The organism is Campylobacter mucosalis, assembly GCF_013372205.1.
GTDB classification, from domain to species: Bacteria; Campylobacterota; Campylobacteria; order Campylobacterales; family Campylobacteraceae; genus Campylobacter_A; species Campylobacter_A mucosalis.
Window position 1 is genome coordinate 1,167,203 of the sequence record NZ_CP053831.1, and the last position, 17,408, is coordinate 1,184,610.

Annotated in this window: 15 protein-coding genes and 2 pseudogenes; 8 read left to right on the forward strand and 9 right to left on the reverse strand. The window is 35.9% G+C overall.

Annotated elements, in window-relative coordinates; genetic code table 11:
* Window positions 1–648, reverse strand: coding sequence for an outer membrane protein assembly factor BamD (locus CMCT_RS06135; RefSeq protein ID WP_034969798.1), 648 nt, complete (start codon window positions 646–648; stop codon window positions 1–3).
* A 135-nt stretch (window positions 649–783) separates the two neighbouring features.
* On the opposite strand from CMCT_RS06135, the gene fliW reads away from it, so the two are divergent.
* The 6 genes from fliW (at window position 784) to hpf (ending at window position 6,571) form a co-directional block, all read left to right on the forward strand.
* Window positions 784–1,167 carry a flagellar assembly protein FliW gene (gene fliW / locus CMCT_RS06140; protein ID WP_034969795.1) on the forward strand — a complete coding sequence of 128 codons (384 nt, stop codon included), beginning with the start codon at window positions 784–786 and terminating at the stop codon, window positions 1,165–1,167.
* A gap of 24 nt (window positions 1,168–1,191) precedes the next feature.
* Window positions 1,192–3,981 (forward strand): hypothetical protein, encoded by a 2,790-nt coding sequence (locus CMCT_RS06145; protein ID WP_217903838.1) that lies wholly within the window; start codon window positions 1,192–1,194, stop codon window positions 3,979–3,981.
* A gap of 2 nt (window positions 3,982–3,983) precedes the next feature.
* Complete coding sequence (locus tag CMCT_RS06150) at window positions 3,984–4,598, forward strand: hypothetical protein (protein ID WP_034969785.1); 615 nt, start codon at window positions 3,984–3,986, stop codon at window positions 4,596–4,598.
* Window positions 4,595–5,494: a type II secretion system protein gene (locus CMCT_RS06155; RefSeq protein WP_034969782.1), complete on the forward strand. Its 900-nt coding sequence runs from the start codon at window positions 4,595–4,597 to the stop codon at window positions 5,492–5,494. The genes CMCT_RS06150 and CMCT_RS06155 overlap by 4 nt, the downstream gene beginning before the upstream one ends.
* Window positions 5,494–5,979: a hypothetical protein gene (locus CMCT_RS06160; protein WP_034969780.1), complete on the forward strand. Its 486-nt coding sequence runs from the start codon at window positions 5,494–5,496 to the stop codon at window positions 5,977–5,979. Before CMCT_RS06155 ends, CMCT_RS06160 begins: the two co-directional genes overlap by 1 nt.
* 64 nt (window positions 5,980–6,043) lie before the next feature.
* Window positions 6,044–6,571: a ribosome hibernation-promoting factor, HPF/YfiA family gene (hpf, locus tag CMCT_RS06165; RefSeq protein WP_034969777.1), complete on the forward strand. Its 528-nt coding sequence runs from the start codon at window positions 6,044–6,046 to the stop codon at window positions 6,569–6,571.
* A 34-nt stretch (window positions 6,572–6,605) separates the two neighbouring features.
* On the opposite strand, the gene CMCT_RS06170 is transcribed toward hpf, so the two are convergent.
* The 6 genes and pseudogenes from CMCT_RS06170 to CMCT_RS06190 form a co-directional block, all read right to left on the reverse strand.
* A complete protein-coding gene (locus CMCT_RS06170; protein ID WP_034969774.1) occupies window positions 6,606–7,439 on the reverse strand; it encodes a CheR family methyltransferase in 834 nt (277 codons plus the stop codon).
* A complete protein-coding gene (locus CMCT_RS06175; protein WP_169752903.1) occupies window positions 7,429–7,992 on the reverse strand; it encodes a CheB methylesterase domain-containing protein in 564 nt (187 codons plus the stop codon). Before CMCT_RS06175 ends, CMCT_RS06170 begins: the two co-directional genes overlap by 11 nt.
* Window positions 7,993–8,006: 14 nt before the next feature.
* The gene (locus CMCT_RS09580; RefSeq protein ID WP_418656691.1) at window positions 8,007–8,699 is read right to left on the reverse strand and encodes a methyl-accepting chemotaxis protein; all 693 of its coding nucleotides are present in this window, start codon (window positions 8,697–8,699) and stop codon (window positions 8,007–8,009) included.
* Between the two features lie 216 nt (window positions 8,700–8,915).
* Window positions 8,916–9,695 (reverse strand): annotated as a pseudogene (locus CMCT_RS09585) (cache domain-containing protein); the annotation flags it as partial.
* Between the two features lie 66 nt (window positions 9,696–9,761).
* Complete coding sequence (locus tag CMCT_RS06185) at window positions 9,762–10,220, reverse strand: hypothetical protein (protein WP_034969771.1); 459 nt, start codon at window positions 10,218–10,220, stop codon at window positions 9,762–9,764.
* Window position 10,221: 1 nt separating this feature from the next.
* Entirely contained in the window at window positions 10,222–13,323 is a 3,102-nt protein-coding gene (locus CMCT_RS06190) for a cytochrome c biogenesis protein CcsA (protein ID WP_169752904.1), read from the reverse strand.
* A 663-nt stretch (window positions 13,324–13,986) separates the two neighbouring features.
* On the opposite strand from CMCT_RS06190, the pseudogene CMCT_RS09590 reads away from it, so the two are divergent.
* Both CMCT_RS09590 and CMCT_RS09595 read left to right on the forward strand, forming a co-directional pair.
* Window positions 13,987–14,184, forward strand: a pseudogene (locus CMCT_RS09590) (hypothetical protein); the annotation flags it as partial.
* 108 nt (window positions 14,185–14,292) lie between these two features.
* The gene (locus CMCT_RS09595) at window positions 14,293–15,090 is read left to right on the forward strand and encodes a methyl-accepting chemotaxis protein (protein ID WP_425321203.1); all 798 of its coding nucleotides are present in this window, start codon (window positions 14,293–14,295) and stop codon (window positions 15,088–15,090) included.
* Between the two features lie 14 nt (window positions 15,091–15,104).
* Here the strand turns inward: CMCT_RS09595 and purH are convergent, their stop codons facing one another.
* Window positions 15,105–16,637 (reverse strand): bifunctional phosphoribosylaminoimidazolecarboxamide formyltransferase/IMP cyclohydrolase, encoded by a 1,533-nt coding sequence (gene purH, locus CMCT_RS06200; protein WP_034969767.1) that lies wholly within the window; start codon window positions 16,635–16,637, stop codon window positions 15,105–15,107.
* Window positions 16,638–16,652: 15 nt separating this feature from the next.
* Window positions 16,653–17,408 (reverse strand): DnaJ domain-containing protein, encoded by a 756-nt coding sequence (locus tag CMCT_RS06205; RefSeq protein WP_034969765.1) that lies wholly within the window; start codon window positions 17,406–17,408, stop codon window positions 16,653–16,655.

Sequence of the window (17,408 nt, forward strand, 5' to 3'; positions counted from 1 at the left end):
CTATTCAAACATCTTTCTATACCAAGGTAAATTTGGCTCTAGCAAATTTGCATCTTTTAATGATGACGACTCCAGTTTCTGCTTGTAAACGTCAGCAGAAATTTCTCTGCCCGTGCGAACGTAAAGATCGTAAATTTGCATATCTAAGTAGTAAATAGCTAGTTTAAATTTAACAAGCATAGTTTCTATTAGCGGTCTAAATTTCGTATAAGGATAGCTGTATAGAAATTTTTCTATCTCGCTTACGCTATCTTGCATAAGTTTTTGGTTGCGATTTGGTCTAGAAAATGAGTCAAAATTTGCCTTAATCTTTAAATATTGTGCAAATTCTGTCTTTTCGCCATTGTCACCATACTTTTTTATATATTCATCAAGATAGTGGTTTGCTAAAATATACTCCTCGTCATTTGCGTGAGCCTGTGCTAAAATCAGCAAAATTTGCTCTAAAAGCGGACTTGCTACATGCTCACTCGCCATTGAGATGTAGTGTTTATCAGCACTCTCAAGGTCGTTTGCTTTTATATCTGAAACGATCTGTTCATACCACTCATCTGGACTTAAATTGTAAAGTTCAGTATACTTTTCGGCACAACCTGACATAACAAAAAAGGCAAAAAAGATAGCCGTAAATTTCAAAATTTTTGACATAAAAATCCTTTGATATATTTTATTAATGCCGTTATTTTACATTATTTTGGCATATTTTGGCATAAAATTTTAATTTTTTTGTTTTTTAACCATAAAAATGATACAATAAAGCGAACTTATTAAAGGAGTTAGGAAATGATATTTAACGTAAAAAGTCCAATATTAGGCTTTGAACATATAAAAACAATGGAGCTTATAGAGCTTGATAAATTTTTTGTAAAGCTACAAAGCAAAGATGATAGCACATCTTTTACGATGATAAATCCATACGCACTTAGGGATTATGAATTTGAAGTACCGACATACTACGAGGAGCTTTTGGGGCTTAAAAATTCTAGCGAGTTGAGGGTATATAACATCGTAGTAGTCGCTTTACCACTAGAAAAATCAACCGTTAATTTTATCGCACCTATCGTGTGTAATATGGATAATATGACACTGGCTCAAGTTGTGCTTGATGTTGGTGCGTATCCACAATACGGGCCAGCCCAAAAGATAGAAGATTTCATACAAAAATAGATAATTTTGGGGTTTTAGATCCTAATGCGTCTTGCTTTTGTGTTTTTATTATGCCTATTGTTTGGCACAAATTCTAACGCCGACGTAAAGTCATACTACTACACTAGTAAGAATTTTAAAAAAGAGAGCAATGTTTGCATCGATCTATCAAATTCCCAAGTTTACACTACTTACAATAAACAGCTAGAAGATCCGCATAAAATTTCTCCACCAATACCCACAAATTCCGCCGACGGATGCTATTACCTTGGTGCAAAATATATAAATTTTAACTTTTTAGGTAGCCGCAATACAAATTCCAAGTCTCTTACGGCTCCACTTCCTATACTAGCACAAGAGGAGCTAACTAGCAAGGAGCAAGATTCGTATTCGGTGATATATAAGGGATATATTCGCATACAAAAAAGCGGGTTTTATAGCTTTGCTTTAGAGTATAAAAATGCATTTACTACAATCGATTTGCCAACTATACATATATTACCAATAGAGCATATTGCGCCACTTGCATCGATGAACAAGGCTATACCAACTGAGCTAGCAACAGATTCTGATTTTAAAAATTTATCGTCATTTTACGTGGTAAATGCCAACATTAAAGAGCCTGGATATTACAAATTTACGATACATTTTACGGGCTTTAAAAATGGCTCAAAGCTATCTTTAAAATGGCTTTATAACGGAGATCCCGCTCAAACGGATGGCTACGTTGATAACTCTAGCGATACTCCACAAGAGATAGCCGAGTACAAGGTTATCCCGTTTGAAAATTTATCGCAAAACGCTGTGGCAACAAGCGAGATAAAGCCTAGAGTGGTGGAGTCTGACTTTGTCCAACTGGCAAATGTAAAAAAACAGCACAGCTTTGACTGGGCGTATAATAGCCCCATTAGGACAAAAATATCTGGCAAGAGCGCGGAATTTTACCTAATGTTTGCCCAAAAGTTAGATAACCAAATCATACCAGCAAACTCTGTAAGTAAGGACATCTATCTAGTTACCCACCAAGACTCAAAGCCCTCTTACAATTTAGTCGCAAATAGCAATACAAATTTTAGTGGCAGTATGCTAAGTTTCATCGTTCCAGCCTCGATGATGAGCAGTGCGAAACTCGCGTATTTTGCAGTACTAAATCCAAATGGAGAATACGAGGCAATATCAGATACATTTGCTATAAGACCTCAAAATTTCCAGCTAAATTTTAAAGATACGAGCGTAAAAAGTCCGCTTAAATCTGCCAAAGACTACACAATAAACATATCTGCCATATCAAATAAAAAGATAGATGAAAGCTACAGCTACGACATACAAGATAGCTCATACATAAAAAACGGCAAAACTACACAAACAAATTTACTAATACCAAACATAAGCAAAAATCACGACTGCGTGGCATACGACATACCACTAAGTCAAAATAAAATTCTCTCATTTAAAAACGGTAAAACAGGTGATATTATCATAAATTTCAAAGACGCTTTGGAGTTTAATGTAAGCGTTGCCGATAAGAGCTTTACACTAGTAGATTATGAGAAAATTTCAGGCTTTAAATCATACACATCAGATCAGCGACAAGAAATTTTAGATAGTATTCAAAACTATGGCTACGAGTGCCTTGGAGAGGGAGATGAGTTTTTACTCTCTAGAACTCAAGAGTATTCAAACATCGATGAAGAAGCTGCTACTTTTTTAAAGTCCGGCTTAGTAGGCTGTGTCATCGATGAGTTAGAGCCAAAAAATATCGAGTTTTTACCAGCTTATGTGAGCGTTGATTACAAGCTAAGTGGCGCAAATGGCGAGCAATTTTCCTACATAAACAACACAAAACCAAACCAAAAAATGCTAGGACTCTTAGGACTTGAGCTAAATTTCAAAAACGCAAAAGATGAAAATATACAAAATTTCAAAAATGCCTGTTATAAAAAGGAGTTAAATTTTGGCGTTTCTTACAATACAAACGCCAAACAAAACGCAAATGATAGCGATTTTAAGGAGTATAAAGATCTTAGCTTAAAATACAAAAAGGCTGAAAATATCGTTTTTGACAGCACCGATACTAAATTTGTAGAGCAAGAAAAAAACAGAGCAAAGTATAAAATTTCAAAAGATGACCTGCAAAATAGCCAAACTATGCAGATAGGTTTTAACTTCGAAAAAGATGTAAGCCAGTATATAAATCCATTTTTTATCTTTAGCAGGGATTTTTTAGCAGATGAAATTTTGCTAGATCAGACGCAAATCGAGGCTAAAAATAACTTTGGAAGACCAAACAACAGCATTGCAATGCTCTATGGCAGAGCCTATCTGCCACACTACAAAGGTGGCTTTAATAGCCAAATTAAAGCGACTGAGTATTATGGATTTTACTGCGACAAAGAGTGCGATCTTGGAAATTTAGACATAAAAGGCGAAGAGATGCCAGGGCTAAATCACTGGTATGTCAACAAAAAGCACAATCAAAAAAATTTTGGAGTAGTTAGCGACACCGATCCATTTTTTACAACGACGCAAATTAGCTACAAATCAGAGATAAAAAACGGCACCAGAGAGCTTACCATACTAAATAGTGACAAGGCAAAACAAAAGCTAGATGATAATATAAAACTTATCTTAAAAGACTCTCCTTGGCTAATATATAATAGCAACAAAGACGCAACGTATAACAACGCACCAATAACATTTTTAAGAAACATAAAGAACAAAATTTGGAGCGGAGAAGCACATAAAGCAAGTGGAGAAAAAGAGAGCGTAGAAGCTAAAATTTTCAAACAAGATCAAACAGATAAAAGTCACAAGAGTAAACGTATAGAGTGGTAGATATGCAACGCGATGCCTTTTCTTTGCTTGAAGTTATTTTTAGCATAGTTATCGTGGCATTAGTTAGTGTTGCTGTACCATTTGCCATAAAAACAAGCTCAGTTATGAACGCAAAATCAATCTCTCAAGAAAAGATCCTAATCGCCAAAACAAAACTTGAGCAGGTCATAGAGCTACCATACACTTGTATGTATATAAACCAATATCCAGAGCTTATGTTGCCAATGTTTATAAAGGATACGAGTGAGAATTTTTACACAAAAAATAATCTAAACAGAAGCAACCACAGATATTTTAAACAAATAAGCGGACTTAGCAATACCTGCAACAGCGACCAGCAAAGCATAGAAAGCCTTGACGGTAAGACGTTTGATGTTGCCATAGATGATCAGCTTGAGAATAGATTTATAACAAACTCAAGCTATACGCTTAGCGTAAAAGAGGAGAAAAATCCATTTAAATTTCAAAACGACAACACAGATATTTTTGACACAAAGCTAATTACCATAGTGGTTGCTTCAAGCAGTGATGAGAATTTAAACCAAGAGATAAGGCTTTTTACAAGCGTTTCAAATATCGGCGAAGTTAGCGGACTTGACATAAAAGAGATGAGATGAAACGAGCATTTACACTCATAGAGCTTATAGCCGTTATAGTAATCCTTGGTATCGTAGCAACAATGGGGACGAGTTTGCTACTTAACATATACCAAAGCTACTCGCAAAGTCAAAATTTATCGCAACTACAAAGCCAAACACAAACTAGCGTAAATCAAATAGCAAAACTACTAAGCTACCGCGTAAAACCAAGCGTCATCGCTAGAGTTGCTAATACCAATGACTTTAAAAAGCTTAATGATAACCAAGATGAAAGATATAATGTATTAGAATTTATAAGCTACGAGCCAGACCTTTTTAATGATGATTTTTATAGCGGAGTCGTTGATTTAGACGCAAGTGACTCAGGCATCATTATAACGCCAGATAGCAGCCTTACAGAGCCTAAAAAATATAAAGAATATGACGATCAAGAAGTAAGCCTAACCCTAGAAGAGGCAATCACAGATGATTTAGAAAATTTTAACAATGACAACTACGAGTTAGCACTCATTTTTAAACAGGTGCCTTACGATACACAAAAGGCATTTGGGTACGATGAGAATTTTGCAAAACACAGTCCAAACGAAACAATAGCAAGGGCAAAAATAGCAGACAACGAGAAATTTCAGATAAAAGACTACATACAAAAGCAAATTTCAGAACACTACCAACTAGCATACACCGCCCACGCCATAACTCTTGTTAAAAACGATAATGGCGAATTTAACCTTGTAATTTATTATAATTACAGACCTTGGCTAAATGAGAGATACGATAAAGACGCAAAGTCATCAATCCTAGCAAAAAATGTCACAGCGTTTAACTTCAAACAAGAATCAGATATCATATACCTAAGGCTATGCCTAAAAAACGACTCAAATTCTATAGTTTGTAAACTAAAGGCGGTATACTGATGAGACGTGCATTTGGTATGATGTGGGCTATCATTTTTATTATACTCATTAGTCTATTTATAGCTTTTAGTCTCTCGGTATCATCTAGCAACCTAACCCAAACTAGCGATACATACCTTAGCGAACAAGCAGAGCTTTTAGCAAGAGGGGCGACAGAGTATGCAATGCTTAGAATTTTAAAGCACGACTTCATAAAGGACGGCTGCCTTGAAAATTTAGACGGCTCTTTCACTCCACCAGACGCCAGTGATAAGCTTTTTGAGATAAAAATAAAGATAAAACACATAGGCGATATAGGCAGTTGTATAAGTAGCTCTAAGTCGCAAAATGTAAAAAACATCAAACCAGGAAACGTCATAATAGACGTATGGGTATCTTACGCAAAAGATAAAGACAAAGCTAAGATAAAAGACGACATGCAACTAAGTGACGAAATGCAAAAGCATCCAATCACATTTCATAGACGAACTTTACAAAAACTTTAGATTTTATTATTAATTTATATTTATGTGTTATAATAGTCTTAACTTTCAAGTAAAGGAGGATGCAATGAACATAAGCATCACAGGAAAACAATTTGAACTCACTGAGCCTATTAAAGGCTATATAGAAAACGCGTTTGACGCACTTGGAAAGTATAACCTAGACATTATCTCAGGCAGATGTGTTGTCTCAGCAGATGAAAAACAGGGCAAAAAGGGCTTTAATGCAGAATTTGCTCTAAATTTAGCACACAAAGACACTATCGTCATACGCCAAAAAGATAAAGACCTATACGCAGCAATCGACCTAGCCGTTGAGAGGGCTTCTAAAGTTTTAAGACGAGAACACGACAAAGCAACCACAGTTAAGGGCAAAGCTGATGATAAAGAGTATCGCTTAAAAATAGGCGAAGAAAAAGTAGAGGGCGTAGACGAGATAGTTCCTATGGAGCTTGAATTATATAAACCGCTTGAGATAGAAGAGGCACTTGAGCATCTAAAAAATAGCGAACTTCAATTTTACGTATTTAACGACATAGATGCCAGAATGCGTGTGATATACAAACGCACTGACGGCAAATATGGATTGTATTAAAATGGGGTGCAAAAGCACCCTATCTGCTTAAATTTTAAACTTTTTCGTAATATGTAGTACCGTTACTAAACCGCTTCTCGTAAAGCGGAGTATACGGAACAAGGTCAGCGTGACCAGTGTATAGCCTACCATAAGCACCAAGCACTTTATGTAGTCTTTCTACGCATTTTAGTCTAAACTCATCATCAAAATATATCATCATATTTCTTGATAAAACTATGTCAAATTTCCCCAAACCAAAAAGAGCGTCATCAAAAACGTTCATTATCTTAAATTCACATCTTGCTAAAATGTTTCTTTTTATATTGAATTTATCATCATTTTGCTTTGTGAAAAATCTCTCTTTTTGATAATCATTTAACCTATGCAAACTCCTTGCATTATAATTACCACTTAAGCATTGAGATATAGCTTCTGAGTTTATGTCTATGCCAACTATACTTAACGAGCCTGGTGGCATACCTATCTCGTGTGCCAACATCGCTATAGAATAAACCTCATCTCCGCTTGAACAAGGAGCACAAAGTATCCTAGCACTACCTAAATCTTTTGCGTAAAACGCCACATCTTTTAGCTGAGGCAACTCTCTATAAAAATATGTTTCATTAACTGTGATTAAATTTAAAATATCCTGTCTTAAAATGAAATTTGATCTAATCATAGCCGTAACTTCTCTAAACGTGGCTATCTTTTTATTTTTAGCAAAAGCACTCACTCTTTGCAGCGTAATATCTCTTTTTGGTCCTAAATCAACACCGCACAAAGAGCGTATAGCTTTCATAAATTCATCAAATCCATCCATATCGCTCGGTGCAGGAATATCATCTTTTGGCAATTCCTTTGTATCCGTCGCTCTATTAAATAGCATTTAAAAACTCCTGCAGTTCCTTCCTTATACCCATAACATTTAAAACTTTCACGTTCGGGTTTATCTCCTTAGCCCTCTTTGGCATACCATACACAATAGCACTCTCTTCGCTCTCGGCTATACACTTTGCTCCAGCCTTATAAAGCGCAGCAAGCCCAGCCGCTCCATCATCCCCAATACCAGTCATTAAAATAGCCATAACATCGGCACTTTTACAAATACTAACACCAGAGTGAAACAGCATATCCACATTTGGAGTAAAAGTCGTGACAATCTTTGTCTCTGGCTTTACGCCAAATGGCATTGTTTCATTTATTTTAAAATTTTGATCACAAACGTAAACCTTATCTTTTAATATGGCCCTATCGCTTAAAATTTCAACCTCTATACCACACTCCTTGCTAACTTGAGTAGCAAAAGATGGTATAAACATCTTATTCATATGCTGAGCTATAATAACACTCGCTCCGTTTAGGCTGACATCTTTTAAAATTTTCTTTATGTGCCCAGGTCCACCAGTTGATGCACCTATTAAAACTAGCTTTTGAGCCATTTTTTACCTTTTTATCAAGTCCTAAACTCGCCAAGTTTAGCATTTAAGGCGTCTGTCATTTTATTTAGGTGCTCAGCCGCACTTGCTATCTCTTCAACACTTCTTGCATTTTCAGTTGATATAGAGTTGATACCATTCATGCCGTCCACGATCTGCTCAATACTAGAGCCGGTTTGTATGTAGTCCTCAACCGTTTTATCAGATAGTTTAATAGCGTCATTTATAGACGCGCTCATTATTTTTATGGTATTTTCAACTTCAGCAGCCACGTTTGTTAGCTCTTGAATTTGTTTTGAGTTTAAATTCATCTGAGTGCTTGACTCTGTTATTGCCTGAACTATGACATTTATAGTTGCATTTATCTCTGTTAGGCTGCTTTGAGTGCGTTCAGCCAGTTGGCGAACCTCATCAGCAACAACGGCAAAACCGCGTCCGTGTTCACCTGCACGTGCCGCCTCAATAGCAGCGTTCAGTGCAAGTAAATTTGTCTGATCTGCTATATCATTTATCACAACAAGGACAGATTTTACCTGCTCAGCGTCTTTATTTAGCTGATCAATTTTGTTTGCCATCTCGTGCTCTGTTTGTGCTGTTTGAGAAATTTCAGCAGCCAAACTAGCGATAGCGTCATTTGCCTGTTTTATATATCCAGTTGCCTTTTGTAAATCCTCTTTGCCAAGTTTAGCAGCGTCTATTGAAGATCTCATATCTGACTGAATTTGTGAACATTTTTGATTTGTATTTGATACGATATTTGTAGAGTCCTCAACGCGTTTACCAGTTTGAAGCGATGTCGAGCTAAGCTCATTTGCAATAGATGAGTTTTCGCTTGATAGGTGTTTTGCGTCGCTTATTAATATGCGTACTTTTTCTATAAAATCATTTATAGCAGCACTTGCTAAAGCCGTTTCATCTTTGCCGTTAACTTCTAATTTGCGTGTCAAGTCCCCATCTCCGCTTGAGAGATTTCTAGCACGTTTTATAAGCTCATTTAGTGGCTTGCTAATTGAAATTTGAGTATATACAACAGATAACGCGATAGCTAGTGCCATTATAACCACGGCTGTGATTATGAAATTTCTAATAGATGCATTAGCCTCATCACTCATAGCCGTTGCTGTTTCTTCGGCTCTTTTATATGCATCATCAGTGGAAGCCGCTATAACTAAAATATAATTTTTATCCTCAATCTTAATCTTATGAGAGTTGGCAAATCTTTTACTAGAAACACCATTTATTTTAGTAATATATGAAACATATTCCTCTTTCTCACTTGAATTTATAAGCTTTTGTATATACTTATCTCCATTTTCATCCGTTGCATTTAATATATTTGTACCCTTCCAATTTGGACGACCTGGATCTTGAACTACATTTCCTTGCTCATCTAGGATAAATACGTAGTTTGAATCATTTTCACCAAACCTAACCCCAAGCAAAAATTTTAGCACGTCTTCGGTAAGAACGCCAGCCTCTTCGTTTGCCTCTTTATACTCATTTCTTATCTGATCGATAAAATCAGTAATTATGTCAAGCTCTTCGCTTAGAGTAATTTTTTTCTCAGCATAAGCTGTGTTAATGATGCTATCCTTTGCATCGCCTATCGTCTCTTTTATAGTGCGATTTGCTAAAAATACCAACACAACAAGTAGTGATATGAGCGCTGTCATTATCATCACCAAGACTTTTGTAGATATTTTCATATTCCCTCCTCATTATCAATTTGCCTTAATTATATCATTTAAAACTTTAAACAATTAAAAAATATTTCATTTTTTCCTAACTTTTCTACTCTCAATGCCTTGATTTTCATAAGTTTCTATTTCAACAGTATAGGCTGGGTTTTTCTTTTTTGCTTCCGTGCTTAAAAATGATATTAGCTTGGCATTTGTATTTTTGTGACTAGATACTAAAAGTATAAAACTAAGATATTTTTTTGCCTCTTCACTTAAATCGCTAGAGTCCTTTGGTGGTATTATTAAATTTTGCACAAAATATCTTGAAGCGTCAAAAAGTTCATTTGTGGTCGTTTCAGGTTTACTTGCTATTAGTAACAAGTCGTTTATACTAAAGCTTTTTTGCTCTATTTGGGTTTTGGTTTGTGTGCTAAAATTTTCAATATTAATAGTGTCACTCCTGTGTTTTAGTAACTTTTTTACCAAAAACACAAGAGCAACTAGAAGAGATAAAAACACAAGCAGTAGTAAAACTACAAAAAATATTCTCATATTAAAGTTTTGTGCAAATTTTACGTTTAAAATATGCAAAAACAGATATTGCTATCATAACCGCAACCATTACATACACAAAATTTGGAACTGGTATCGGATCGCCTGAAGCATAAGAGTGCATACCTGCTAAGTAAAAATTCACGCCAAAATAGGTCATAATAATCGCCCAATACGCAAACATAGATGATACCGCAAACGCATATTGGTTATTTAGTTTTGGTATAAATCTTAAGTGTAGAACAGCGGCATAAACAAGGATAGAGATTAAAGCCCAAGTTTCTTTGCTATCCCAACCCCAGTAGCGACCCCAGCTCTCATTTGCCCATACTCCGCCAAGGAAATTTCCAAGCGTTAGCAAACTAAGACCCAAAATCATCGCCATCTCATTTATGCGAGTAGCTTCTGTGATGTTGCGTGAAATTTCAGAATTTGGTTTTTTTGGATTTTGTATGATAATAAGCACCAAAACAAAAAAGCCAAGTAAGGCACAAAGCCCCAAAAATCCATAACTAGCCGTGATAACAGAAACATGAATCGTAAGCCAATAGCTCTGAAGTACCGGCACAAGCGTAGTAATCTGCGGATCCATCCAGCTAAGATGTGCAACAAACAGCGTAACACCAGCAAGAATAGATGTAAGTGCCATAGCAATAGGGCTTTGCCTTGAAAAAATAATACCCGATAAACTAAGGGCCCAAGCGATGTATATCATCGACTCATAGGCGTTACTCCAAGGCGCGTGTTCCGAGATATACCAACGAAGCCCAAGCCCAGCCGTATGTGCCAAAAATGCCAAAATATTTATAAAATATATAACATTAAAAATTTTAGATATGTTTGTTTTTACAGATAGCATTTTAACAAAAACAAATACTAATAGCACTAGTCCAGCCAGCAGATAAATAGGTGTTAATCTATCAAAAATTTTCGCCTTATTAAATAAAATTTCCATATCTATACGAGAGTCCTTTGGCATTATCTGTCCGCCAAATTTCTTTTGATAGTCTATTATCACATCAAGTGCCTCGTCCGCCTTTTTCCACTTTTGAGCGTAGTCATCAGCATTTTTATCACTCTTTTGGCCAAGAGATATAGCCTCATCAAGTATGCTAAAGTAGTTTTTCATCATATTAGCTACTGCGTCTGACTCTTCAGGCGGAAAATACATCATCGCTGAGTAAGGCGAGTACCAAGTGTTTGAAGGGTCATCTTGTTTTGGAAAAACCTTAAAAATTTCACCTATAAATGTTATATAAAACACATTTACCCGCTCATCAACCTTGATAACGTCTTTATCAAATGTATTTCTTGAGCCAGGGTGTTTTCTGTTTGCAATATCGGCAAACCTAGTAAGTTTATAGGCGTTATCTTTTTGGTTTTTGATAAAAAAGTCGTTAAAACTCGCATATTTTTTATCAGCACCCACGCCTATCTCGCCCTTTAGCTCAGGACTGCTTCCAAGTGCTATAATAGGCTCTGCACGCCAATATCCAGGATCTAGCATTATAGATAAAACGGCTTGATTTGAGTTTAGTGTCCCGATACTATCTTTTCTATAAATTTTATTTAAAACATCTTTACTGATAGTATCAAATGGCTTTATACGTCCATCTTGGCTTTGAACTAAAATTTTAGATAGCTTTTGTGCGTGCGAAACGTCAATATGCGGAGAAAAATCATACGCAAAAGTCTCTTTTGGCGTAAGTGCAAATAATAAAACCGCAAAAAGTACGGCTATTTTTTTACTACTGCTCTCATTTATAAGTCTTGCTAGTTTTCTAAAGCGAGAGTGTGGATTAATAACATTTAGCAAAAAGCCAAGTCCCATTAAAAAATAGCCTATGTATGTTGGGATTTTACCTGGGTCTTTATTTACCGAAAGTATCGTGCCCTGCTCATCTTGATCGTATGAGCTTTGAAAAAATCTATATCCGTCATAATCTAGAACGTTATTCATATAAATTCTATAATCAAAAGGCTCAACATCAGCCTTTGAGTCCTTAACAACCACGTCACTAGCATATCCCATAGGAGAATTTGAGCCAGGATATCTCTTTAGTTCAAAATCCTTAAGATACAGACTAAATGGCAGTTTTACCTCTTGTGCTCCCCAAGAAGCAAAGAACATATTATCGCCCACTAAAGCACGACTTGGCTCAATAAGGTTATAAAACATAACAACCTCTTTGCTTTGATTTTTATAATTTACATCAGCTACTATGGCGTTAAATTCGCTATTTTGCGTGCTAACTAACTTTCTTGAAGCATTAGCAGAAACAAAGCTCATAGAAAAATTTATCCCGTCTATCGTGTAGAGTTTTTTGCTATTACTTATATCTTCAACGCTTCCAGCTTTTATCTTTTCGCCGTCAAATACGCTTATATCGACATTTGATTTAAAGCTTACTTTGCCGTCCTTTGATGAAAAAGCTACATATTTTGACTGGTCTTTTATCTGAGAATTTAGCGTAAATGTAATCCCATCAACTATCATCTCCTCGCCATCAAGCAAATTTGTCTCTTGCTTTTCGCTACCTTTTGATAAAACCATCTCGACAACAGCTACGCCGTCCTTATCATCTACAAACCTATATCCAGCATTTGGCACATATCTTTTAAATTTCAAATTTGCCTTGCCGTCTGGCATATCTAAATTTAGACTAAAATCTCCGTCGCCTAAATTTTTTGGCACAAGGGCACTATACTCTTTTGCGTCTAATTTTGTAGAGAATTTCACATACGAATCTCTCGTGCTTACAACGTTTGTTTCGGTATTTTCTCTAATATGCATATTGCCCTCAAAGCCAAAATATCTCGTAACTCCAGCACCGATTAATATAAGTAAAAAACTTGCGTGAAAAACCAGCGAAGGAAGCTTTTTTAAATTTATTAGCTTATACGCAAAGATATTGTATGCAAGGTTTAAACCAAGCAAAAGCTGAACACAGGCAAACCAACCAGCCCCATAAACGACATACCAAGCCATTTGAGTAGAATAAAATCTCTCAATAATCGTAGCCGCCGCACTACCTACTGCAAATATCAAAAATAAAATTACAGCAGACTCCATACTAAAAAAGAACTTCTTAAACATATCCATAAAAGACCTTTGTTTGTTTGTTGAATAATGGCGTTATTTTATAATAGTTTCGTAAATTTTTAATTACTAATGTGAAAATTTTACACTATTTTATCTTTTATGATTAACAAATATTAAACATTTAAGCTTTTTTCGTTACAATTTTGCGACAAAACAAAAGTGAGGCAAGCCTATATGAAGAGTCTAAGCATTGGCAAAAAGGTTGTTTTTAGTATTTTATTTCTACTTATTTCAAGTTTTGCAGTTCTTCAAGGTGTCATAATAAAAGAATTTAAAAATTTTTCAAAAGATTTAACGATAAAGAATTTAGATATTATAGGCGACTCTGTGTTTTACTCCGTAAGATCAGCTATGAACACTGGAGATAGCGAAGCCATAAAATCATCGGTTCAGACAAATTCTGAGCTAAAAAATATAAAATCTCTTAAAATTTACTACTCAAACGATGTTGCTGAACTTTTTGCTCTACCAAAATCAGACTACAATGACAGCGACATTAGCGAACAATTTAAAAGCAAAGACGAGAAAAAGCTAGAGATTATCAAAAATAATGAACGTCAAATAAGGCTACTTAAACCACTCGTTGCGACAGCTGACTGCCTTGCTTGCCACGCAAATTCCAAAGAAAACGACATACTTGGAGTAATGGACATATCATACTCTATGGACGAAATAGACGTGTTATTATCTTACAAAAGCACGATATTTTTAAGCATATTTGTAGCTTTTACGATACTAACGGCTTTAGTGATTATCTTTACACTAAAAAGGGTCGTGCTAAATCCTGTAAATTTACTGCTTGAAAAGACAGATGAACTGGCAAACAAAGATAGCGATTTAAGCGTAAGAGTAAAGATAAAAAGCAACGATGAAATAGGCAAAATCACAAAAAATATAAATACATTTATCGAAAAAATACAACTATCTGTAAAAGGCATAAAACAGGGAGCAGATAGGATTCAAGAGCAGATAAACACGCTTAAGACGAGTTCCCACGGCTTAGCAAAAAGTGCAAAAGACGGCAAAGATGAGATAGGTACGACGTATAATTTTACAAAAAGCATAGATGATGATTTTAAATTTACAACGCAAATGGCAACAAACGCACAAACAATGAGTCAAAGCTCAAACGAGCAATTAGATAGCGTAATATCGCTACTTAACACACTTGTTAGCAGGATTGATGAAACTAGTCAAAACGAGCAAAATTTATCAGCAAAAACAGCAAGTGTCGTAACCGAAAGTGAAAATATCGCCAAGATTTTAAATATCATAGATGACATAGCAGACAGGACAAATCTGCTAGCACTAAACGCTGCTATAGAGGCTGCACGTGCGGGAGAGCACGGACGAGGTTTTGCTGTTGTAGCTGAAGAGGTAAGAAAACTAGCAGAGCAAACGACCGATCAACTAGAAGATATAAATACAAACTCAAAAAATATCATAAAAAGCGTCTGGGAGCTAAACTCATCACTTAAGCAAAACTCGCAAAATATTAAAGATCTAAGCCTAAACGCAAATGAACTTATGCAAATGGCATACAAAGCTCAGGATGAGAACTCAAAATCCATAACGACCACAAAAGATATCAAAGAAAGAACGGAAATTTCTAGTAAAAATATCGCAAAACTACTAGAACAAAGCGAAAAATCAGTAAAAATAGCCGATGAAAATGAGAAAATTTCAAATGATTTAGAGAGTGTAGCAGACTCTCTAAGCAAGATTACACAGGCTCTAGAGAGTAATTTAAGCAGGTTTAAAATTTAACCTGCTTAGAAATTTTAGTGCAAAAAGTGTCTAACACCGGTGAAATACAGCGATATATTATGCTCATTTGCAGCCTCTATAACCTCATCGTCCCTTATACTGCCACCTGGCTCAACTATACACTTAACCCCAACGCTATGAGCGATGTCAATGCTATCTCTAAATGGAAAAAACGCTTCACTAGCAAGCGTGCAACCGTTTAAATCAAGCCCCATATCCTTTGCCTTTGCTACGGCAGCTCTTGCAGCATCCACACGGCTAGTCATACCCATACCGATCGCCACGACAGCTGCGTCTTTTACATAAACTACGCAGTTTGATTTAGTTAGTGCTGCTACCTTCCAAGCGATATTTGCGTCTTTTAGCTCGTTTGCACTAGCTACACGCTTACTCATTAGCTTCATATTTTTTAGCTCATCATCTTCTACTTCATCTCTTTCTTGATAGACAAAACCACCATCAATTCGTTTAAAATCGTATTTGTCATTTGCACGAACTAAAAATTTATTATCTTGGGTAAAAATTTTAATGCGTTTTTTAGCTTCAAAAACTGCCAACGCCTCGTCTGTAACGTTTGCAGCTAGTATTACTTCAACGTAAATTTCATTGATTTTTTGTGCCAATGCCTTATCAAGTGTGCCATTTATCGCCACCACCCCGCCATAAGCTGAGATCGGATCACATTTTAAAGCCTCTGTATAGCTTTCAAGAAGCGTGTTTTTAACAGCAAAACCACAAGGATTTGCGTGTTTTATGATAGCCACAGCTGGGGCTTCATCAAAGCTAGTAGCAAGCATTAAAGCACCGTTTATGTCGGTTAGATTATTAAAACTAGCCTCGCCTTTTAAAGCACGAAAATTTAAATTAAAAAAGCTCTCAAACTCATATAAAGCACCCTTTTGGTGCGGATTTTCGCCGTAACGAGTATCAAAAACCTTATTGCCAACTATAAATTTACTCGCTCCAAAACCGCCATTAAATCGCTCGTTCATATAGTTTGCAATCATCGCATCATAACTTGCTGTGTGTTCAAAAGCTTTTATCATTAAACTTTTACGAAACTCATAATCAGCCGTGCCGTTTTTTAGGGCATTTAGCACGTTTTCATAGTCGTTTAGATTAGTTACTATTAAAACATCTTTGAAATTTTTTGCAGCACTTCTAACCATCGCCGGACCGCCTATATCAATGTTTTCAACAATCTCATCAAAATCATCGGTTCTAATAGTCGTTTGCTTAAATGGATATAAATTTACACAGACTAAATCAATGCCACCAATATCGTTTTGTAAAGCCTGTTTGGCGTGATTTTCATCGTCCCTTTTATGCAAAATTCCGCCGTGAATTTTTGGGTGCAGAGTCTTTACGCGTCCTTCAAACATCTCTGGACTTTTTGTATATTGGCTTACTTCTAAGGCGTTTATGCCGTTTTCTTTTAAAAGTTTAAACGTCCCACCGGTGCTTAAAATTTCAAATCCCAAATTTGCCAAACCACTGACAAACTCCACAATGCCATCTTTATCACTAACGCTGATTAACGCTCTCATTTTTGCTCCTTTTATTTATTTTTCGCCTCGTTCATTTTTAATTTTCTCATATGCTTCGTTTATCTCTTGAAGTTTTTTGGTTGATTTTTCTATCACGCTTTCGCTCTCGCCCTGCCCCATTAAAATATCTGGGTGGTATTTTTTGACAAGCTCACGATACTTTCTTTTAATCTCACTAAAACTTGCGTCCTTTGAAATTTCAAGCACAGCGTAAGGGTCTTTCTTGGTTGCAAAGCTTTGATTTTTGCTATTTTGATAACTTTTTTGCCTTTGCGAGTAAAATGCCTCAAAGCGAAAAATAACGCTATTTAGTAGCATCTGGCTTATGCCAAAACCTCTTGCAATATCGTTAATAACAGCCCTTTCGCCACTATTAAATTCGCCGTCAATATAGGCTAAATTTAGAAAAAATGTAAGTCTAGCAATCGCGGTTTGCGTATCTAGGCGAAATTTAGTCGCATACTCTCTTGCCAGTTCGTAAGTGTCGCTGATATTTTGTTTCTCGGTGTTATAAATATCCTTTAAAAGCTCACGGCTAACACCAGTTTTGTAAGCCATATTGCTTAGAGTTTGACTGATTAACTCGGCTTCAAGCTCATTTACTCTTCCGTCGCCCTTTGCTACTTTTGCCAAAAGAGCGACTAAAAATTTTGCCTCGTCTTGGCTAAGTTGCCTTTTAAACTCGGAATTTACGCCATTTTGAGCGTTAAATTTAGAAAAAATCCAGTAAATAACATAAAAAACTACTGCATAAAAAATAATTGAGCCCAT